16 protein-coding genes, 2 tRNA genes and 1 pseudogene are annotated in these 17,204 nt (G+C 69.8%); 10 read left to right on the top strand and 9 right to left on the bottom strand.

All coding sequences use genetic code 11. From position 1 onward, the window contains the following. Positions 1-96 precede the first annotated feature (96 nt). The 3 genes from AB0B50_RS10710 (at position 97) to AB0B50_RS10720 (ending at position 2,060) form a co-directional block, all read left to right on the top strand. Positions 97-561 carry a molybdenum cofactor biosynthesis protein MoaE gene (locus tag AB0B50_RS10710; RefSeq protein WP_362328542.1) on the top strand — a complete coding sequence of 155 codons (465 nt, stop codon included), beginning with the start codon at positions 97-99 and terminating at the stop codon, positions 559-561. A 140-nt stretch (positions 562-701) separates the two neighbouring features. Continuing rightward, positions 702-908, top strand: coding sequence for a hypothetical protein (locus AB0B50_RS10715; protein WP_362328544.1), 207 nt, complete (start codon positions 702-704; stop codon positions 906-908). Between the two features lie 60 nt (positions 909-968). After that, positions 969-2,060, top strand: a complete 1,092-nt coding sequence (locus tag AB0B50_RS10720; RefSeq protein WP_362328546.1) for a PDZ domain-containing protein — start codon at positions 969-971, stop codon at positions 2,058-2,060. Between the two features lie 80 nt (positions 2,061-2,140). On the opposite strand, the gene AB0B50_RS10725 is transcribed toward AB0B50_RS10720, so the two are convergent. Then, on the bottom strand, positions 2,141-2,680 hold the full coding sequence (locus tag AB0B50_RS10725) for a PPA1309 family protein (RefSeq protein ID WP_362328548.1): 540 nt from the start codon (positions 2,678-2,680) through the stop codon (positions 2,141-2,143). Between the two features lie 148 nt (positions 2,681-2,828). Here AB0B50_RS10725 and AB0B50_RS10730 point away from each other — a divergent pair, with 148 nt between their 5' ends. The 4 genes from AB0B50_RS10730 (at position 2,829) to AB0B50_RS10745 (ending at position 8,179) form a co-directional block, all read left to right on the top strand. Beyond that, positions 2,829-5,756: a UPF0182 family protein gene (locus tag AB0B50_RS10730; RefSeq protein ID WP_362329153.1), complete on the top strand. Its 2,928-nt coding sequence runs from the start codon at positions 2,829-2,831 to the stop codon at positions 5,754-5,756. 51 nt (positions 5,757-5,807) lie between these two features. Beyond that, a tRNA-Met gene (locus AB0B50_RS10735) sits at positions 5,808-5,881 on the top strand. Positions 5,882-6,107: 226 nt separating this feature from the next. Continuing rightward, a complete protein-coding gene (locus AB0B50_RS10740) occupies positions 6,108-7,931 on the top strand; it encodes a sel1 repeat family protein (protein ID WP_362328550.1) in 1,824 nt (607 codons plus the stop codon). A 174-nt stretch (positions 7,932-8,105) separates the two neighbouring features. Next, a tRNA-Met gene (locus tag AB0B50_RS10745) sits at positions 8,106-8,179 on the top strand. Between the two features lie 49 nt (positions 8,180-8,228). Here the strand turns inward: AB0B50_RS10745 and AB0B50_RS10750 are convergent. From AB0B50_RS10750 to AB0B50_RS10765, 4 genes are all read right to left on the bottom strand, one after another. After that, positions 8,229-9,365 (bottom strand): ABC transporter substrate-binding protein, encoded by a 1,137-nt coding sequence (locus AB0B50_RS10750; RefSeq protein ID WP_362328552.1) that lies wholly within the window; start codon positions 9,363-9,365, stop codon positions 8,229-8,231. Between the two features lie 56 nt (positions 9,366-9,421). Further along, positions 9,422-10,294, bottom strand: coding sequence for an ABC transporter permease (locus tag AB0B50_RS10755; RefSeq protein WP_362328554.1), 873 nt, complete (start codon positions 10,292-10,294; stop codon positions 9,422-9,424). Further along, positions 10,291-11,076, bottom strand: coding sequence for an ABC transporter ATP-binding protein (locus AB0B50_RS10760; protein ID WP_362328556.1), 786 nt, complete (start codon positions 11,074-11,076; stop codon positions 10,291-10,293). The genes AB0B50_RS10755 and AB0B50_RS10760 overlap by 4 nt, the downstream gene beginning before the upstream one ends. 175 nt (positions 11,077-11,251) lie before the next feature. Next, entirely contained in the window at positions 11,252-11,668 is a 417-nt protein-coding gene (locus tag AB0B50_RS10765; protein WP_362328558.1) for a Fur family transcriptional regulator, read from the bottom strand. A gap of 127 nt (positions 11,669-11,795) precedes the next feature. On the opposite strand from AB0B50_RS10765, the gene AB0B50_RS10770 reads away from it, so the two are divergent. Further along, entirely contained in the window at positions 11,796-13,265 is a 1,470-nt protein-coding gene (locus AB0B50_RS10770; RefSeq protein WP_362329155.1) for a catalase, read from the top strand. 64 nt (positions 13,266-13,329) lie between these two features. On the opposite strand, the gene AB0B50_RS10775 is transcribed toward AB0B50_RS10770, so the two are convergent. Both AB0B50_RS10775 and hisN read right to left on the bottom strand, forming a co-directional pair. After that, entirely contained in the window at positions 13,330-13,737 is a 408-nt protein-coding gene (locus tag AB0B50_RS10775; protein WP_362328560.1) for a CBS domain-containing protein, read from the bottom strand. Between the two features lie 237 nt (positions 13,738-13,974). After that, complete coding sequence (gene hisN, locus AB0B50_RS10780; protein ID WP_362328562.1) at positions 13,975-14,775, bottom strand: histidinol-phosphatase; 801 nt, start codon at positions 14,773-14,775, stop codon at positions 13,975-13,977. A 143-nt stretch (positions 14,776-14,918) separates the two neighbouring features. On the opposite strand from hisN, the gene AB0B50_RS10785 reads away from it, so the two are divergent. After that, positions 14,919-15,524: a TetR/AcrR family transcriptional regulator gene (locus AB0B50_RS10785; protein ID WP_362328564.1), complete on the top strand. Its 606-nt coding sequence runs from the start codon at positions 14,919-14,921 to the stop codon at positions 15,522-15,524. A 13-nt stretch (positions 15,525-15,537) separates the two neighbouring features. Here the strand turns inward: AB0B50_RS10785 and AB0B50_RS10790 are convergent, their stop codons facing one another. Further along, the gene (locus tag AB0B50_RS10790) at positions 15,538-15,972 is read right to left on the bottom strand and encodes a hypothetical protein (RefSeq protein ID WP_362329206.1); all 435 of its coding nucleotides are present in this window, start codon (positions 15,970-15,972) and stop codon (positions 15,538-15,540) included. On the opposite strand from AB0B50_RS10790, the pseudogene AB0B50_RS10795 reads away from it, so the two are divergent. Beyond that, positions 15,917-16,808: pseudogene (locus AB0B50_RS10795) on the top strand (oligopeptide/dipeptide ABC transporter ATP-binding protein); the annotation flags it as partial. The gene AB0B50_RS10790 and the pseudogene AB0B50_RS10795 overlap by 56 nt on opposite strands. Before the next feature lie 27 nt (positions 16,809-16,835). Here AB0B50_RS10795 and AB0B50_RS10800 read toward each other — a convergent pair. Continuing rightward, positions 16,836-17,159: a multidrug efflux SMR transporter gene (locus AB0B50_RS10800; RefSeq protein WP_055700431.1), complete on the bottom strand. Its 324-nt coding sequence runs from the start codon at positions 17,157-17,159 to the stop codon at positions 16,836-16,838. Positions 17,160-17,204 lie beyond the last annotated feature (45 nt).

Below are 17,204 nucleotides of genomic sequence, written 5' to 3' on the forward strand. Positions count from 1 at the left end.
CAGGCACCGCCCTGTAGGGAACTCCAAGGCCCCACGCGCGCGTGCCGGGCGAAAGGTCTATTCCGCGATGTCCGTGCCGTGCGGCACCATGGCCGCATGGCACGTACCACGATGGACCACCCCGGCGAGCAGGCCGCCCAGGCCCCGATCCGCCTCCTCGCGATCCGTGAGACCCCGCTCTCCTTGGACGAGGTCTTCCGGGCCGTCGGCGACGACGCGGCCGGGGGCACGGCGCTCTTCGTGGGGACCGTGCGCAACCACGACGGCGGCGCGGACGTCGACGAGCTCGGGTACTCGACGCACCCCACCGCCGAGGCCGAGATGCGCCGGGTGGCCGAGAAGGTCGTCGCGGAGTACCCCGTGCGCGCGCTGGCCGCCGTGCACCGCGTCGGGGACCTCGCCGTCGGCGATCTCGCGGTGGTCGTGGCCGTCTCCTGCCCGCACCGTGCCGAGGCCTTCGCCGCCTGCCGCAAGCTGATCGACGACCTCAAGCACGAGGTGCCGATCTGGAAGCATCAGCGGTTCTCGGACGGCAAGGAGGAGTGGGTCGGCGCCTGTTGAGGCGCGGCGCGGCCACTGGGGCCCGATTGACCCGTGTGGCTCCGGTTGCGTAACCCGACCCCTGCCGTGAGCGTTGACCATGCGGATGGTTAATCTGCTGATCAGTCAGTTGCGGTGGCTCATGGGGTCGGGAGGTCGAGATGGCATCACTTGCCTGGTTGCTGATTCCGCTTCTGGCAGCCGTCGGGGCGGGTCTGTGGGGCAGCTGGGCCGCCCGCAACCGCAAGTCGGGCAGGACGGGCGACGTATCGGAGCTCAACGGGTACGCCGCGTTCCGCGAGGCGATGGAGAAGTCCCACTCCGTGACCGTGGAGAAGGCAATGGAGAAGTCGCACTCCGGTACGTGAGTTCCCCGTACGGACCGGCCCCACAGGTGCGTTCACAGGCTGGTCCCGTACTGTCGTTCCATGCCACGCCGTACCGGGACGATGCTCGCCTCCACCTTGATGCTGATCGCGCTGCTCTGTGCCGGCGTACTCATCAAAGTGCCGTACTCGGAGATGTCGCCCGGTCCCACGGTGAACACCCTCGGCGACCACGACGGTGAGCCGGTGCTGCAGATCTCCGGGCACAGGACCTATCCCACGACCGGCAACCTCAACATGACGACGGTCAGGGTCACCAGCGCCGACTACAACATGAACCTCGCGGAGGCCGTCTACGGCTGGCTGGCTCACGACAACATCGTGGTGCCGCACGACACGCTCTACCCCGACGGCAAGACCGAGCAGCAGTCCACCCAGGAGAACGCCGAGGAGTTCAGCCAGTCCCAGGAGGCCGCCAAGGTCGCGGCGCTCAGGGAGCTGAACCTCCCGGTGAAGTCCCAGGTCATCGTCGCCACCGTGGTCAAGGGCGACCCGGCAGAGGGCAAGCTGCACGCGGGCGACGTCATCAAGAAGGTCGACGGCACGCCCGTCAAGGAGATGACCGACGTCGGCAAGCTCGTCACCGAGCACAAGCCCGGCGAGACCGTCACGTTCACGATCGTCCCGGTCAAGGAGGCGGCCGCCGCCGAGAAGGCGGGCAAGGAGGCGACCGCCACCGAGGACATCAAGATCAGGACGAAGGCGTCGGAGAAGGACGAGGACCGCGCGATCGTCGGTATCGAGGCGGGCACCGACCACACCTTCCCGTTCACGATCGACATCAAGCTGGCCGACGTGGGCGGGCCCAGCGCCGGACTGATGTTCGCGCTCGGCATCGTCGACAAGCTGACCCCGGAGGACCTCACCGGCGGCAAGTTCATCGCCGGCACCGGCACCATCACCGACGACGGCAAGGTCGGCCCGATCGGCGGCATCGAGATGAAGACCGTCGGCGCGCGCGAGAAGGGCGCCGAGTACTTCCTCACGCCGAAGGCCAACTGCGCGGCCGCGTCGAGCGACGTCCCCGACGGGCTCACGCTCGTGAAGGTGAACACCATCGACGACGCCGTGAAGTCCCTGGAGAAGATCCGCAAGGGCGACACGGACGACCTGCCGAAGTGCACGGCGAGCTGACGGCCGACCCCACGGACGGACGTACGCGGGTGAGGACGACCCCACCCGCGTACGAAAGGAAGAACGGACCCGGCGGACCGCTACGCGAACGTCGCCGCCAGCGCGTCGGCGAGGCCCGGCACCAGGTCCGAGCCGGTGAGGACCTCGGTCGGCGAGTCCTTCTCGCGCAGCCGCAGCGCCGACTCGCGCGCACCGTCACGGAGCACCGCGACCGTCATGCGGACCTCCTGGCGGTCCGGGTGCTTGGCCACCCACTTCGCGAGCTGCGTGTCGCTCAGCCCCTCGGGGACGGACGTCTCGGCGGACGGCGGCAGCATCAGGCGCTCCACCGTCAGGGCGCAGCCCGCCACCGCGTCCGGCCAGGCGATGGTGCCGAGGAACTCGTCCAGCGGCTTGTCCGCGGGGATCTCCTCCTGCTCGATGGGGGTGAGGCCGGCGTGCTCCACGCCGTCGTCGAGGCCGAGCTGGGAGGCGAGGCCGGGTTCTTGGGTGCGCAGTCGCGCCGTGTCTACCAGCGCGAAGAGGCGGGCGGGCCGGTCCCAGCCGAGGCCGGATGCGTACTCGTCGATCTCGAGCACGGCCCGGGTGAGGGGGCTCGCTGCCATGGGAGTGTTGGACATGGTCACAATCCTGCCTCGTTCGTCCCGAGAAACGGGAACCGAGTAAAGCGTAGGTAAGTTGCATAGGTGTGGGTCCGCGATCTCGGGGGCCTGACGGACCAACAGAGAATCAACAGCGAACTTCGAGGTGCGCACCTTGGCTTTCCAGATGCCGGACCGCGGCGGAGGCCCGACGGGGCCACGGATCAGAGTGGGCCGACCCTCCCGGCGCGTCCGGACCCTGCTCATGACACTGGGGGTGCTGGCCGTCCTGGCCATGGCCTTCGTCATGTTCTCCGGGTTCTGGACGGACTGGCTGTGGTACCGCTCGGTCAATTACTCATCGGTCTTCACGACCACCCTGTGGACCAAGATCGGCCTGTTCTTCGTCTTCGGCCTCCTGATGGCGGCCGCGGTCGGCGTGAACATCTGGCTGGCGCACCGGCTGCGTCCGCCGCTGAGCGCCATGTCGATGGAGCAGCAGAGCCTCGACCGGTACCGCATGGGCATCGCCCCGTACAAGAAGTGGCTGCTGATCGGGATCACCGCCCTGGTGGGACTGATCGCGGGCGCCTCCGCGGCGGGACAGTGGCGTACGTGGCTGATGTGGATCAACGGCGTGTCCTTCGGCCAGAAGGACCCCCAGTTCCACATGGACGTGTCGTTCTTCGCGTTCGACCTGCCCTGGTACCGCTTCCTGCTCGGCTTCGGCTTCGCGGCCGCGGTGCTCTCCCTGGTCGCCGCCGCCCTGACCCACTACCTGTACGGCGGGCTGCGCATCACCAGCCCGGGTGCGCGTGCGACCGCCGCGGCCACCGGTCATCTCTCGGTGCTGCTCGGTGTCTTCGTGTCGCTCAAGGCCATCGCGTACTGGCTCGACCGGTACGGCCTCGCGGTGAAGTCCAGTGACTTCAAGGCGACGGACAACTGGACCGGCCTGAAGTACGTCGACGCGAACGCCTACCTGCCGGCGAAGACGATCCTGTTCTGCATCGCCGTCATCTGCGCCGTCCTCTTCTTCGCGACGCTGTGGCGGCGCACCTGGCAGCTGCCGGTCATCGGCTTCGGTCTGATGGTGCTCTCGGCGATCCTCATCGGCGGGCTCTACCCCGCGATCGTCCAGAAGTTCCAGGTCCAGCCGAACGAGCAGGCCAAGGAAGCGCCGTACATCGAGAAGAACATCGAGGCCACGCGCGACGCCTACGGCATCAGCGATGTGAAGGCCGAGGCGTACAAGGGCGCGGGCAAGGTCGACGACGACCCGAAGAAGAAGCGCGAGAACGCGGACACGGCGGCCAACTACCGGCTGAACGACCCGAACATCGTCTCGCCCACGTTCCAGCAGCTGGAGCAGGAGCGCAGTTACTACCAGTTCCCGAAGACGCTGGACGTGGACCGCTACAACGGCCAGGACACCATCGTCGGCCTGCGTGAGATCGACGTGAACAAGCTCGACAAGCGCAACTGGATCAACGACCACTTCGCCTACACCCACGGCTACGGCATGGTCGCGGCCAAGGGCACGGAGACCAAGAAGGGCTCCAAGGGCGCCCCGGCGTTCACCGAGTCCGGTCTGCCCACCTCCGGCGACCTCGGTGAGTACGAGCAGCGGATCTACTACGGCGAGAAGACGACCCAGTACTCGATCGTGGGCGGGCCCCAGAAGGAGCTCGACTACGAGGAGTCCGGCGGCGGTCAGAAGACCTACAGCTACAAGGGCGACAGCGGGGTCAACCTCTCCAACCCGATCAACCGCGCCGCGTACGCGGTGTCCTTCGGAGAGCCGCAGATCCTGTACTCGGGCGCCATCGGCGAGGGCTCGCGGATCCTCTACAACCGCACCCCCAAGGAGCGCGTCGAGGCGGTGGCCCCCTGGCTGACGATCGACGGCGACGTCTACCCGACGGTGGTCGACGGCCGCATCCAGTGGGTGGTGGACGCCTACACCACGTCCAACGGCTATCCGTACGCCTCGCGGACCACGCTCGGCGACACCACGGCCGACTCGCTGTCGCAGGCCGACAGCCAGCGCACGGTGATCGCCCAGCAGAACCAGGTCAACTACATCCGCAACTCGGTGAAGGCGACCGTCGACGCGTACACCGGTGACGTCAAGCTCTACACCTGGGACGACAAGGACCCGGTCCTGAAGACCTGGAAGAAGGCGTTCCCGGGCACGGTCAAGGACAAGAGCGACATCCCGCCGAAGCTGATGGACCACCTGCGCTACCCGCAGGACATGTTCAAGGTGCAGCGCGAACTGCTCACGAAGTACCACGTCACGGACGCCGGCCAGTTCTACAACGCGAGTGACGCCTGGCAGGTGCCGAACGACCCGACGAAGAAGGACGACAGTGCGGTCCCGCCGTACTACCTGTCCATGAAGTCGCCGGGCCAGACGCAGCAGCAGTTCTCGCTGACGACGACGTTCACCCCCAGTGAGCGGCCCAACCTACGGGCCTTCATGTCGGTCGACGCCGATGCCAGAAGCGAGAACTACGGCAAGATGCAGCTCCTGAGAGTGAGCGGCGACGTCGACGGCCCGGAGCAGGTGCAGAACAAGCTGAACTCCATGACGGAGGTCGGTAACTTCGTCCGGGACATGAAGGGCGCCGACTCCGACGTCCTCTACGGCAATCTGCTGACCGTGCCACTGGACGACGGCTTCCTTTACGTCGAACCCGTCTACGTACAGGGCCGCAAGTCGGCGTATCCGCTGCTGAAGAAGGTCGCCGTGTCGTACGGCACGGAGACCGCCTTCGCGGACACCCTGAGCGAGGGCCTCAACCAGGTCTTCGGGGCCGACGGCGGCACCGAGCCGCCGGACCAGGATCAGGGCGGCGACGAGCCGACCAAGCCGCCGAAGACGAACGACCCGACGGTCCAGGCCGCGCTCGACGACGCCCAGAAGGCGTTCGAGGACGGCGAGACGGCCATGAAGGACGGCGATTGGAAGGCCTACGGAGAGGCGCAGGAACGCCTCCAGAAGGCGCTGGAGCGGGCCGAGGAGGCCTCGAACAAGGCCGCCGAGAAGGGCAGTGACAAGAGCGGCGACAAGAACGCCGACAACGACAAGGGAGGGGGCCAGGGCAGCTGACCGAGTGGTCAAGCAGCCACCTCGCGCCGTGGTACGGTTTGGACACAACGGCGCGGGGTGGAGCAGCTCGGTAGCTCGCTGGGCTCATAACCCAGAGGTCGCAGGTTCAAATCCTGTCCCCGCTACTGCAAGGTGAAGGCCCGGATCCTTACGGATCCGGGCCTTCGTCGTGCGTGATGGTTCATGTCGTGTGCGGTTGTCCTATGCCAACAGATGCGAACGGTGCGCGGTCGGGGGAGAGTTGAGGGATCTGTGTTTCACTTATCTCTCTGTGGGCATGTCGACAAAACGCTGAAGTGACCTCACTGGCTGCGGTATACCAGATGTACCCAGGTTGCAGGTGGTGCGACGATGGACGTTATGGGGGACAAGGCAACTCTGTTGGAGACAGGGCGGTTTGTGCAGCCGGCCGACCGGGAGGATCCCGGGGCGGCCGCCGAGGAGATGCGCCACCGGCTGGCCGCCGAGGCCGGCGACGTGGACGCGATGAGTGTGCTCGGAAGCCTCCTGCTGCGCCGCGGTGACCTCGACGGGGCCGAATCGCTGCTGCGCGCGGCGACCGCAGAGGGCGACCGCGCCGCGGCCAACAACCTGGGCGTCCTCCTCCACCAGCGTGGGTACGCGGACGAGGCGGCCGGCTGGTGGCGGGTCGCCGCCGTCGCCGGTTCCGCCGCGGCCGCGCACGCCCTCGGACGCCACCACCGCGAGCGCGGCGACGAGCCCGCCGCCGAGTACTGGCTGCGGCAGTCCGCCGAGCAGGGCCACACCCTGGGGGCGTACGCGCTCGCCGATCTTCTGGAGCACCGCGGTGACGTCGGCGCCGAGCGCTGGATGCGTACCGCCGCCGAGCGGGGGCACCGCGAGGCCGCCTACCGCCTGGCGCGCACGCTCGACCGGCGGGCCACCACGGAGCGCGGCGAGCGCCCGGCCTGCCCCGCGCCCGGCGAGGACGACGGGACGCGTTCTGCCGCCGACGAGGCCGAGCAGTGGTACCGCCAGGCGGCCGCGCGCGGGCACCGGCGGGCCGCGCTGCACCTCGGCGCGATCCTGGAGCGGCGCGGCGAGCTGAAGGAGGCGGGCCGCTGGTACCTCAACTCCGCCAAGGACGGCGAGGCGAGGGCCGCCTGCGCGCTGGGCTTCCTGCTGCGCGACGCGGGCGACGAGGAGAGCGCCGCCGTGTGGTGGCTCAAGGCCGCCCAGGACGGCGACGGGAACGCCGCGAACGCCCTGGGCGCGCTGCACGCCGAGCGCGGCGAGACCCAGACCGCCGAGCGCTGGTACCGCGCGGCGATGGACGCGGGAGACGTGAACGGCGCGTACAACCTCGGACTGCTCTGCGCCGAGCAGGGCCGCACCGCGCAGGCCGACCAGTGGTACCGCCGTGCCGCGTACGCCGGACACCGCGAGGCGGCGAACGCGCTCGCCGTGCTGCTGCTCCAGGGCGGCGACGCGGCCGGGGCCGAGCCGTGGTTCTCCAAGGCCGCGGAGGCGGGCAGCGTGGACGCCGCGTTCAACCTCGGGATCCTGTACGCGAGCCGGGACGACGAGGCCTCCGCCCTGCGGTGGTACGAGCGCGCGGCCGCCGCCGGGCACACCGACGCCGCGCTCCAGGTCGGCACCGCGCGGCTGCGCGAGGGCGACGACCAGGAGGCCGAGCGGCATCTGCGGTGCGCGGCGGGGGGCGGCAGCGCGGAGGCGGCGTACCGGCTCGGGACGGTGCTCGACGCACGGCGGCCCTCGGCGGGGCCGCCGGTGCTCGGCGAGCCCGCCGCGGAGAAGACCGAGTGCGAGGAGTGGTACGAGCGGGCCGCCGAGCAGGGGCATCGGCGGGCCCAGGTGCGGGTCGGCATGCTGGCCGCCGGGCGGGGTGACGTCGTCGAGGCCGCGCGGTGGTACCGCCTTGCCGCGGAGGCGGGGAGCCGGAACGGCGCGTTCAATCTCGGGCTGCTGCTCGCGCGGGAGGGGAGTGAGCCGGAGGCCGCGCTCTGGTGGACGCGGGCGGCTGATGCGGGGCATGGGCGGGCGGCGTTGCGGCTTGCGCTTCTCTATGCGCGGCGGGGGCAGTTGACTCAGGGGCAGCGGTGGGCCGCGCGGGCCGTGGAGCTGGGGCCCGCGGAGGTGGCCGAGCGGGCGGCGAGGCTGCGCGAAGCCTTGCAGCAGGAGCTGTCGGCGTAGGCCTGTTTCGGATGCGGGCGGCAGCTGGTGCGGGGCAGGGAACGGTGCGCGGCCCGGCGCTTGCGGGGTGCCGCTGATTCGGGTCGGGAGTCGCCCCAGAGGCACGATTGCCCACAGCTCGTGCAGAACGAGTTTGCGCTGGTCGTGGCGTTGACGTAGTGTTGGGTTCACCGACGCGGGGTGGAGCAGCTCGGTAGCTCGCTGGGCTCATAACCCAGAGGTCGCAGGTTCAAATCCTGTCCCCGCTACTGAAGGCCAAGGGCCGGGAAGCGTCAGCTTCCCGGCCCTTGGTGTCGTTCAGGGCTTGTGGCCCACCGCCTCCTCGTACAGCTTGCGGTCCACCGCCTTGTTCTCCGGGACCTTGTCGCCCTCCGCGACGCCCGCCGCGCGGTACGCGTCCTGCAGGCGGTCCGTCGTGCCCGCGCGGATCTCCCAGTCCATGTGGAGGGACGGGGTGGAGAGCAGCACCTTCTCGTCCGTCTTGAGGAGCTTGGCGAGATCCCTCGCGAAGGCCTTGTCGGCCTTGTAGTCGCCTGCGAAGTACGTGTTCACCGTCCTGATGTAGGCCCGCAGCAGCGCCACGCCCGCGTCCGGGTCCTTCCTGAGGAGGTTCGGGCCGAACAGCAGGCCGCCCAGCGGCTCCGCCTGGGGCTGGCCGCCGAGGAACGCGTACCGCTCGTCGCCGTCGACCTTGCGCCAGACCGGGTCGAGCAGCCAGGCCGAGTCGGTGCCGCCGTTCTGCAGGGCGGTGAGGACGTCCGCCGAGCCCAGCTGCTGGAACTGGATCTCGTCGAGGCCGCCGCCGTGCTTCTTCAGGGCCTTGTTCATGGGGTACGAGATGACGGACCCCTTGCCGATCATCGTGCCGAGTTTGCGGCCGGCCATGGGGACGCGGGCCGCGGTCTCGTTCTCGCGCAGCTTCACCCACAAGCCGCTCTTGGACCTGGGGTCGGGGGAGAAGTTGCCGGCCGTCCACTTGATGTCGAAGCCGCTGGTGATGCCGTTCATCACGGCGGCCTCGGGGGCCGCCCACTGGGCGTCGACGTCGCCCTTGGCGAGGAGGGGCAGCGCGTCGGGGGTGGGCAGCACCTTCAGCTGGACGTCCAGGCCCTCCTTCTCGAACTCGCCCTTGTCCACCGCCATGTGGAGCGGCGCGACGTATTCGGCGCTCAGGGTGCCGGTCGCGATCGTCAGGCGGCGCTTCTCGGGCAGCGGCCTCGGGGCGGGGGTGTTCGGGGCGCAGCGGGCCGGCTCGCGGTCGGGGGACAGATCGGCGGGATCGGTCCAACTGCCCTTGCCGCAGCCGGGGACCGAGGTGACGGCGCGGGGCTTCGTGGCGGCGGACGGGGTTTCGTCGTCCTCCTTCGCACAGCCCGAGGCGGCGAGCAGTGAGCCCGTCACGAGCAGCGTGAGTGCGGTGGTGCGGGTGCGCATGGTGCCTCCGAGCACTCTTCCACGTACGGATTGCCCCGTACGGACGGGAGTCGATGTCATGACTGGCTTCGGCCGCGGTCGCGCGGGGCCCAGGGAGTGAGCAACCGGCCCGCGATCCGCACCAGTTCGGAGAAGACGACGCCGAGCACGGCCACGCAGACGATGCCGACGAACATCACGTCGTTCTGGAAGAGCGCGCGCGAGTCGAAGATGAGATGGCCGAGGCCGTCCGCCGCCGCGATCTGTTCGGAGGCGACGATCACCAGGACCGCGACTCCGGCCGCGATCCGCGCGCCGACCAGGACGGCGGGGAGTGACGCGGGCAGCAGCACGTGGCGGAACATCTGCCAGGGAGACGCGCCGAACACCCGGCCCGCGTCGCGGTGCCCGGACGGGACGGCGAGGACCGCCGCCATCGTCGATATCCAGACGAAGAAGAAGACTGTGGCGGCGACGAGCGCGATCTGCGGGCCTTCGCCGAGGCCGAACATGTTGAGGAAGACGGGCAGGAGTGCCAGCTTCGGGACGACGTACAGCGCGTCGAGCGTGGGCTCAAGTGCCGCTCGTACGACGGAGAGTGAGCCCATCAGCAGGCCGAGGGCGTACCCGGCGACGGTGCCGATCGCGTACCCGGCGAGGACACGCTTGAGCGTGGCCCGGACGTCCGGCCACAGGTCGCCGTCCGCCGCGCGCTGCCAGCCGTCCTCGATGATGGTCTGGGGCGCGGGGTAGACGCGGTCGTCGATCCAGCCGCTCACCGCCGCGAGCTGCCACAGCAGGATCAGGGCGGCCGGTACGCCCACGGCCAGGGAGAGTTCCAGGGCGCGGCGCCTGCGGTGGGTGCGGGTGGGGTGGAGCTCCTGGGGGCCGGGGCTTCTGATCAGGAGGTCTTCTTCGGAGGGTCGGCTCTTGTCCGTGACGGTGCTCATGCCGCCGCCTCCGTGCCGACCTCGCCGCGCAGCAGGTCCCACAACTCGCTCTTGAGCGCCGTGAATTCGGGGGTGTCGCGGACGTCTCCGGTGCGGGGGCGGGGGAAGGGCGGGCGGCGTTCGGCGATGACGCGGCCGGGCCGTGCCGACATCACCAGGACGCGGTCGCCGAGGACGATCGCCTCTTCGAGGCTGTGCGTGATGAAGAGGGTCGTGGTGCGGGTCGTCTGGGTGAGGGCGAGGAGTTCGTCCTGCAGGATCGTGCGGAGCTGGGCGTCGAGGGCCGCGAAGGGCTCGTCCATCAGGAGGATCTCGGGTTCCACGGCCAATGCGCGGGCGATGGCGACGCGTTGGCGCATGCCGCCGGAGAGGGCGGCGGGGTAGGCGTCGGCGAAGTCGGCGAGGCCCATGCGGGTGAGCCAGTCCGTGGCTCTGGCGTTCGCCTCGCGGCGGGGGGCCTTCTGGATGTCCAGGCCGAATCTGACGTTGGCCTGGACGGTCTTCCAGTCGTAGATGCCGTAGTCCTGGAAGATCATCGCGGCGGGGCGCGGGGTGGCCGTGCGGATGTGCAGCTCGCCCGTGCTGGGGCGGAGAAGGCCTGCGGCTATGCGGAGCAGGGTCGATTTTCCGCAGCCGGAGGGGCCGACGACGCAGGTGAATTCGCCGGGGGCGACGGCCAGGTCCACGGGGCCCAGGGCGTGGACCGCGCTGGGCCCTCGGCCGAAGGTTCTCGTCACCGCGTGGGCTTGGATTTTGGGGCGGGTGGGGTGCGGATCTTCCACGGGGTCTCCTTGCGGAGGGCAGGTGGATTCTCTGGGCGCCGCCGACGATATGACGCACCGTCAGATTCTGGAAGGGGTGCGTACTGGCCGAGAACGAGCGGTCGAAGGCCGCAAGGCGCGCCGAAGGCCCCGGCGTCCTGCGGTGCCGGGGCCTTCTGGGGCGTACGTAAAAGACTTACGCCGCAGCGCAGTTCGGGCAGATGCCCCTGTAGGTGACCTCTACTCCCTCGACCGTGAAGCCGAAGCGTTCCGAGTCGGGGAGGCTGGCCAGGGGGTTGCCCGTGGGGTGGACGTCGCGGATCGCGCCGCACTGGGCGCAGACCAGGTGGTGGTGGGGGCGGTGCGCGTTCGGGTCGTACCGCTTCGCGCGGCGGTCCGTCGAGACTTCGAGGATCTCGCCGAGGGTCACCAGCTCGCCCAGGGTGTTGTAGACGGTCGCCCGGGAGATCTCGGGCAGCTTGTCCACGGCGCGCGCGTGCACTTCGTCGGCCGTGAGGTGGACGTGGTCCCCGTCGAGGACCTCGGCCACCACGCGGCGCTGTGCAGTCATGCGCCAGCCGCGTCCGCGCAGTCGTTCCAACAGGTCACTCATGAAGACCAGCCTAACAGGCGAGGGACCTAAGTCCCGACCGGGTGTGACTTTAGATGTTTACTTGACTTAGACAAAGTCCATCGTAGGATCGAGTACGGCAAACGCCAAGGGACAGGACTTGCAGGAAATGACGCAGGAGGCGCACGTGACGCAGGGACCGCTCACCACGGAGGCCGGCGCGCCGGTCGCCGACAACCAGAACAGCGAGACGGCGGGCGTCGGCGGGCCGATGCTGATCCAGGACCAGCTGCTGCTGGAGAAGCTCGCGCACTTCAACCGCGAGCGCATTCCGGAGCGCATCGTGCACGCGCGTGGTGCGGGTGCGTACGGCACCTTCACCCTGACCCGGGACGTCTCGCAGTGGACCCGCGCGAAGTTCCTCTCCGAGGTCGGCAAGCAGACCGAGACGTTCCTTCGCTTCTCCACCGTGGCCGGAAACCTCGGCGCGGCCGACGCGGTGCGCGACCCGCGCGGCTTCTCGCTGAAGTTCTACACGGAGGAGGGGAACTACGACCTCGTCGGCAACAACACCCCGGTCTTCTTCATCAGGGACGCCATCAAGTTCCCGGACTTCATCCACACGCAGAAGCGCGACCCGTACACGGGCTCGCAGGAAGCCGACAACGTGTGGGACTTCTGGGGTCTGAGCCCGGAGGCCACCCACCAGGTGACCTGGCTCTTCGGTGACCGCGGCATCCCGGCGTCGTACCGTCACATGGACGGCTTCGGCTCGCACACGTTCCAGTGGAACAACGAGGCGGGCGAGGCCTTCTGGGTCAAGTACCACTTCAAGACCGACCAGGGCATCAAGAACCTCACCGCCGCCGACGCCGAGGTGCTGGCGGGCAAGGACCCCGACTCGCACCAGCGCGACCTGCGCGAGGCCATCGAGCGCGGTGACTTCCCGACCTGGACCGTGCAGGTGCAGATCATGCCGGCGGCCGACGCGGCGAACTACCGCTTCAACCCGTTCGACCTCACCAAGGTGTGGCCGCACGCGGACTACCCGCCGATCGAGATCGGCAAGCTGGAGCTCAACCGCAACCCGGAGAACATCTTCGCCGAGGTGGAGCAGGCGATCTTCAGCCCCGCCCACTTCGTGCCCGGCATCGGCCCCTCCCCGGACAAGATGCTCCAGGGCCGTCTCTTCGCGTACGGCGACGCCCACCGCTACCGCGTCGGCATCAACGCCGACCACCTGCCGGTGAACCGCCCGCACGCCACCGAGGCGCGTTCGCACGGCCGTGACGGCTTCCTGTACGACGGCCGCCACAAGGGCGCGAAGAACTACGAGCCCAACTCCTTCGGCGGCCCGCACCAGACGGACCGTCCGCTCTGGGTGACCACCGCCGTCTCCGGCGGTACGGGCAACCACGCGACGCCCTCGCACGCCGAGGACAACGACTTCGTGCAGGCGGGCGACCTCTACCGGCTGATGTCCGAGGACGAGAAGACGCGTCTGATCGAGAACCTCGCGGGCAACATCGCGGGCGTCTCGCGTGACGACATCGCCGAGCGAGCGATCGACAACTTCCGCAAGGCGGACGGTGACTTCGGCAAGCGGCTGGAGGCCGCGGTCCAGGCCCTGCGCGGCTGACCAGCACCACTTGTCGTTGAGAGCGACGGGCCGGTTCCCTCACGGGCCGGCCCGTCGCCGTGTGTCAGCCCGCCATCGTGGCGGTGGTCGCCGCACGCCGTCCCGGCGCCCAGCAGCGGATGATGTCGCGGACCGAGACGATCCCGGCCGGTTCGTTGCCGTCCACGACGACCAGGTGACGGAAGCCGCCGTGCGACATGGCGTCGGCGGCGTCCTCCAGCGTCCACGAGGGGGTCGCGAAGACGACGTCGGTGGTGGTGTGGGTCCCGGCGGTCTCCAGGTCGGGGTTCTGGCCGAGTCCCAGTGAGACGAGAATGTCGCGCTCGGTGAGGATGCCGAGTCCGTAGGTGTCGGGGTCCAGGACGACGGCCGCGCCGACACGGCGGGCGGACATCAGTCGGGCTGCCTGGCGGAGTGTGTGGGCGGGGCCGATGGTGAGGACCACCGTGCTCATGGCGTCGCGAACGAGCATGGGCGTGAGCCACCTCCTTGGTGAAACCGAGGTCTCCGGGTGGGCGAAGGATTGCCTCCGCTACCTGCTGGAGAAAGGATTCACAAGTTCACAAGTGGGGGGACTCTCAGAGTCGCAGCCATGCAGGGTGCCAACAAGAGGGCGCGCGCGGTCAGTTCAGGGCGTACGCGTGCGTGGCGTACGCCCGCGGGAGTGCCGTGTGGTGCGCGCTCGGCAACGCCGGTCGAGGCAGCCGGCTCAGTAACGCTGGTTGAGGTAGCCGAGCAACTCGTCGTGGAGCAGGCCGTTCGACGCCGCCGCGTTGCCGCTGTGCGGGCCAGGCCTGCCGTCGAGGCCGGTGAAGCTGCCGCCCGCCTCGGTCACCACGATCGCGTTCGCCGCCATGTCCCAGAGCGAGAGCTCCGGCTCCGCGCAGATGTCGACCGAGCCCTCGGCCACCATCATGTACGGCCAGAAGTCGCCGTAACCGCGGGTGCGCCAGACCGAGCGCGTGAGGTCGAGGAATCCGTCGAGACGGCCCTGCTCCTCCCAGCCCGAGAGGGAGGAGTACGCGAACGAGGCGTCCGCGAGCCGCGAGACCTTGGAGACCTGCAGCCGGCTCGCCGAGGTGAGGCTGCGCCCGGTGTACGCGCCGCCGCCCTTCGCCGCCCACCAGCGGCGCCCGAGCGCGGGCGCGGAGACGACGCCGACCACCGGCTGGTAGCCGCCCTCGCCCGCCTCCATCAGGGAGATCAGCGTGGCCCAGACCGGGACACCGCGTACGTAGTTCTTGGTGCCGTCGATCGGGTCGACCACCCAGCGGCGCGGGCCGGTGCCCTCGATGCCGTACTCCTCGCCGAGGATCGCGTCGCGCGGCCTTGCGCGCTGCAGCTGGGAGCGGATCAGCTCCTCGGCCGCCTTGTCGGCCTCGCTCACCGGCGTCATGTCCGGCTTGGTCTCGACCTTCAGGTCGAGGGCCTTGAACCGGTCCATGGTCTGGGCGTCGGCGGCGTCCGCGAGGACATGGGCGAGACGCAGATCATCGTGGTAGTCGGGCATGAGTGAACAGTATCGATCTCGAAGTGGCCGGGCCACAGCACCCGTGTGCGAGGCATCGAGCGCGCTCGCGCGGGACCCCTTGACAGTGCCGCCGAGCGCGTCAACTCTGGCACCGGAGCCGCTTCGGCCCCGGGGAGGCGACGATGCCTGCAGCACGGGAATCCTTACTGGACGCGGCCTACACGGCGCTCGCCCGGCGCCCCTGGCCCGGCGTACGCATGGTCGATGTCGCGGCCGTGGCCGGGGTGTCCCGGCAGACCCTGTACAACGAATTCGGCAGCAAGGACGGTCTCGCCCGCGCCCTGCTGCGGCGCGAGACCGACGGCTATCTGCACGGTGTCGAGCGCGCCCTGGCCGAGGAGCGCGAGCCGGCCGACCGGCTCGCCGCCGTGGCCGCGTGGACGGTCGGCTCCGCGCGCGGCAACGCGCTCGTGCGGGCCGCGCTCACCGGCTGCTGGAGCGAGCGGCTGCCCGCGCCGAGCAGGGGAGCGGGGTCCACCTCGCCGGTGCCCGCGCAGCGCCGCGCGGACGCCGGGGTGCCCTCGTCCGCGGAGCTGCTCGCGCTCGTGCGGGACCGCGCGGTGCTCGCGCTCGGCGGCCGGGCGCGGGGCAGGGACCCCGAGCTCGCCCTCGCCTGCGAGAGTGCCGTGCGCCTCGCCCTGTCGTACGTCGTCGCGCCCGCCGGGAACGACGACGACCCCGCGGAGCTGGTCCGCGGGGCCATCGGGCGCTGGGTGGGCGCGAAGTAGGCGTCCGGAGCGGCTACTTGAGCCAGCCCACCTTCAGGTAGTCCCGGTCCGCCAGGCCCTCGGCGCCGAAGTCGGCGCGGCCGTCGCGGACGGCGTAGATCTGCGGACGCTGGTAGAGCATGAACGAGTGGCCGAGCTTCCAGATCTCGCTGTCGGCCTCGTTGCAGAGCTTCACGGACTCGGCGTGGTCCGTGGTCTGCGCGGCCTCGGTGAGCAGCTTGTCGATCTTCGGTGAGCCGACCGAGCCGAAGTTCTGGAAGAGGTTCTTGCCCTTGGGCTGCCGGTAGGTCCCGTACGCCATCGAGAGGTAGACCTGGTCGACGTTGCGGAAGCTCACGAGGTCGAAGTTGCCGGTGTTGACGTACTTGTTGAAGTAGTCGTTGGCCGGGACCCGGCGCGGCGAGACCCTCGCGGTGGTCGGGGAGTCGGGCTCGGGCAAGTCGACCACGCTCTTCGAGCTCCTGAACCTCGCGGCGCCGCAGGGCGGTGACATCGAGCTCTTCGGGCGCGCCGTCGGGGAGTTGGGCAAGGCGGAGCGGCAGGCCCTGCGCGGCACGGTGCAGATCGTCTTCCATGACCCGCTCGCGAGCCTCGATCCGCGGATGACGGTGGGCGACATCGTCGCCGAACCGCTGCGCGCCCAGGGAGCCGCGAAGCGGGACGTCGCCGCCGGGATCCCCGGGCTCCTCGAACAGGCCGGCCTCGACCCCGGTCACGCGACCCGCTTCCCCCCACGAGTTCTCCGGCGGTCAGCGCCAGCGCATCGGCATCGCGCGGGCCCTCTCCGTCGAGCCCGATCTGCTGGTCCTCGACGAGCCGGTGTCGGCCCTCGACGTCTCCGTGCAGGCCGGGGTGCTCAATCTGCTGCGGCGGCTCAAGGCCGAGCTCGGCCTCGCGTTCCACTTCGTCTCGCACGACCTGTCGGTGGTCCGCCACATCGCCGACCGCGTGAGCGTGATGTATCTGGGGCGCACGGTGGAGAAGGGAGCGGTCGATGACGTCTTCGAGCAGCCCCGCCATCCGTACACCCAGGCCCTGCTCTCCGCCGTGCCCGTGCCCGACCCCGTATGCGAACGGGCGCGCACCCGGATTCTGCTGGCGGGCGATCCGCCGAGCCCGACGCGGCGCCACGAGGGCTGCCGGTTCCGGGCCCGTTGCCCCGTCTACCCGGCCCTCGGCACGGACGTGGAACGGACACGCTGCGAGGCGGAGGTGCCGGTGGCCGCGGAGGGCGAGGGGCATGCGGCCGCGCGCCACTCCCCGAAGGTGCGGGAGGTGGTGTGAGCCGGTGTCGGTGTGCGGGGCCGGGCCTCAGTGCGCGGAGCCGGACAGCTGCAGGCCGATCACGCCGATGATCACGAAGGAGATCGAGACGATCTTGAGCGTGGAGACCAGGTCGCCGAGGAAGATCATTCCGTAGATCGCGGTGCCCGCGGCGCCGATGCCCGTCCAGACGGCGTACGCGGGCCCGACGTCCAGCTTCTTCAGGGCGAGGGTGAGCAGACCGAAGCTGCCGAGCGCGAAGGCGGCGAACGCGATCGTCGGCCAGAGCCGGGTGAAGCCGTGCGAGAGCTTCAGACAGACCGCGAAGCCGGTCTCAAGAATGCCCGCCACGATGACCAGCAGCCACGCCATGCTGTCCCTGCCTCCCGTACTGGTCCACGATCCGCGACCGCTTCG

The sequence above is a fragment of the Streptomyces sp. NPDC041068 genome (assembly GCF_040647455.1).
GTDB lineage: Bacteria > Actinomycetota > Actinomycetes > Streptomycetales > Streptomycetaceae > Streptomyces.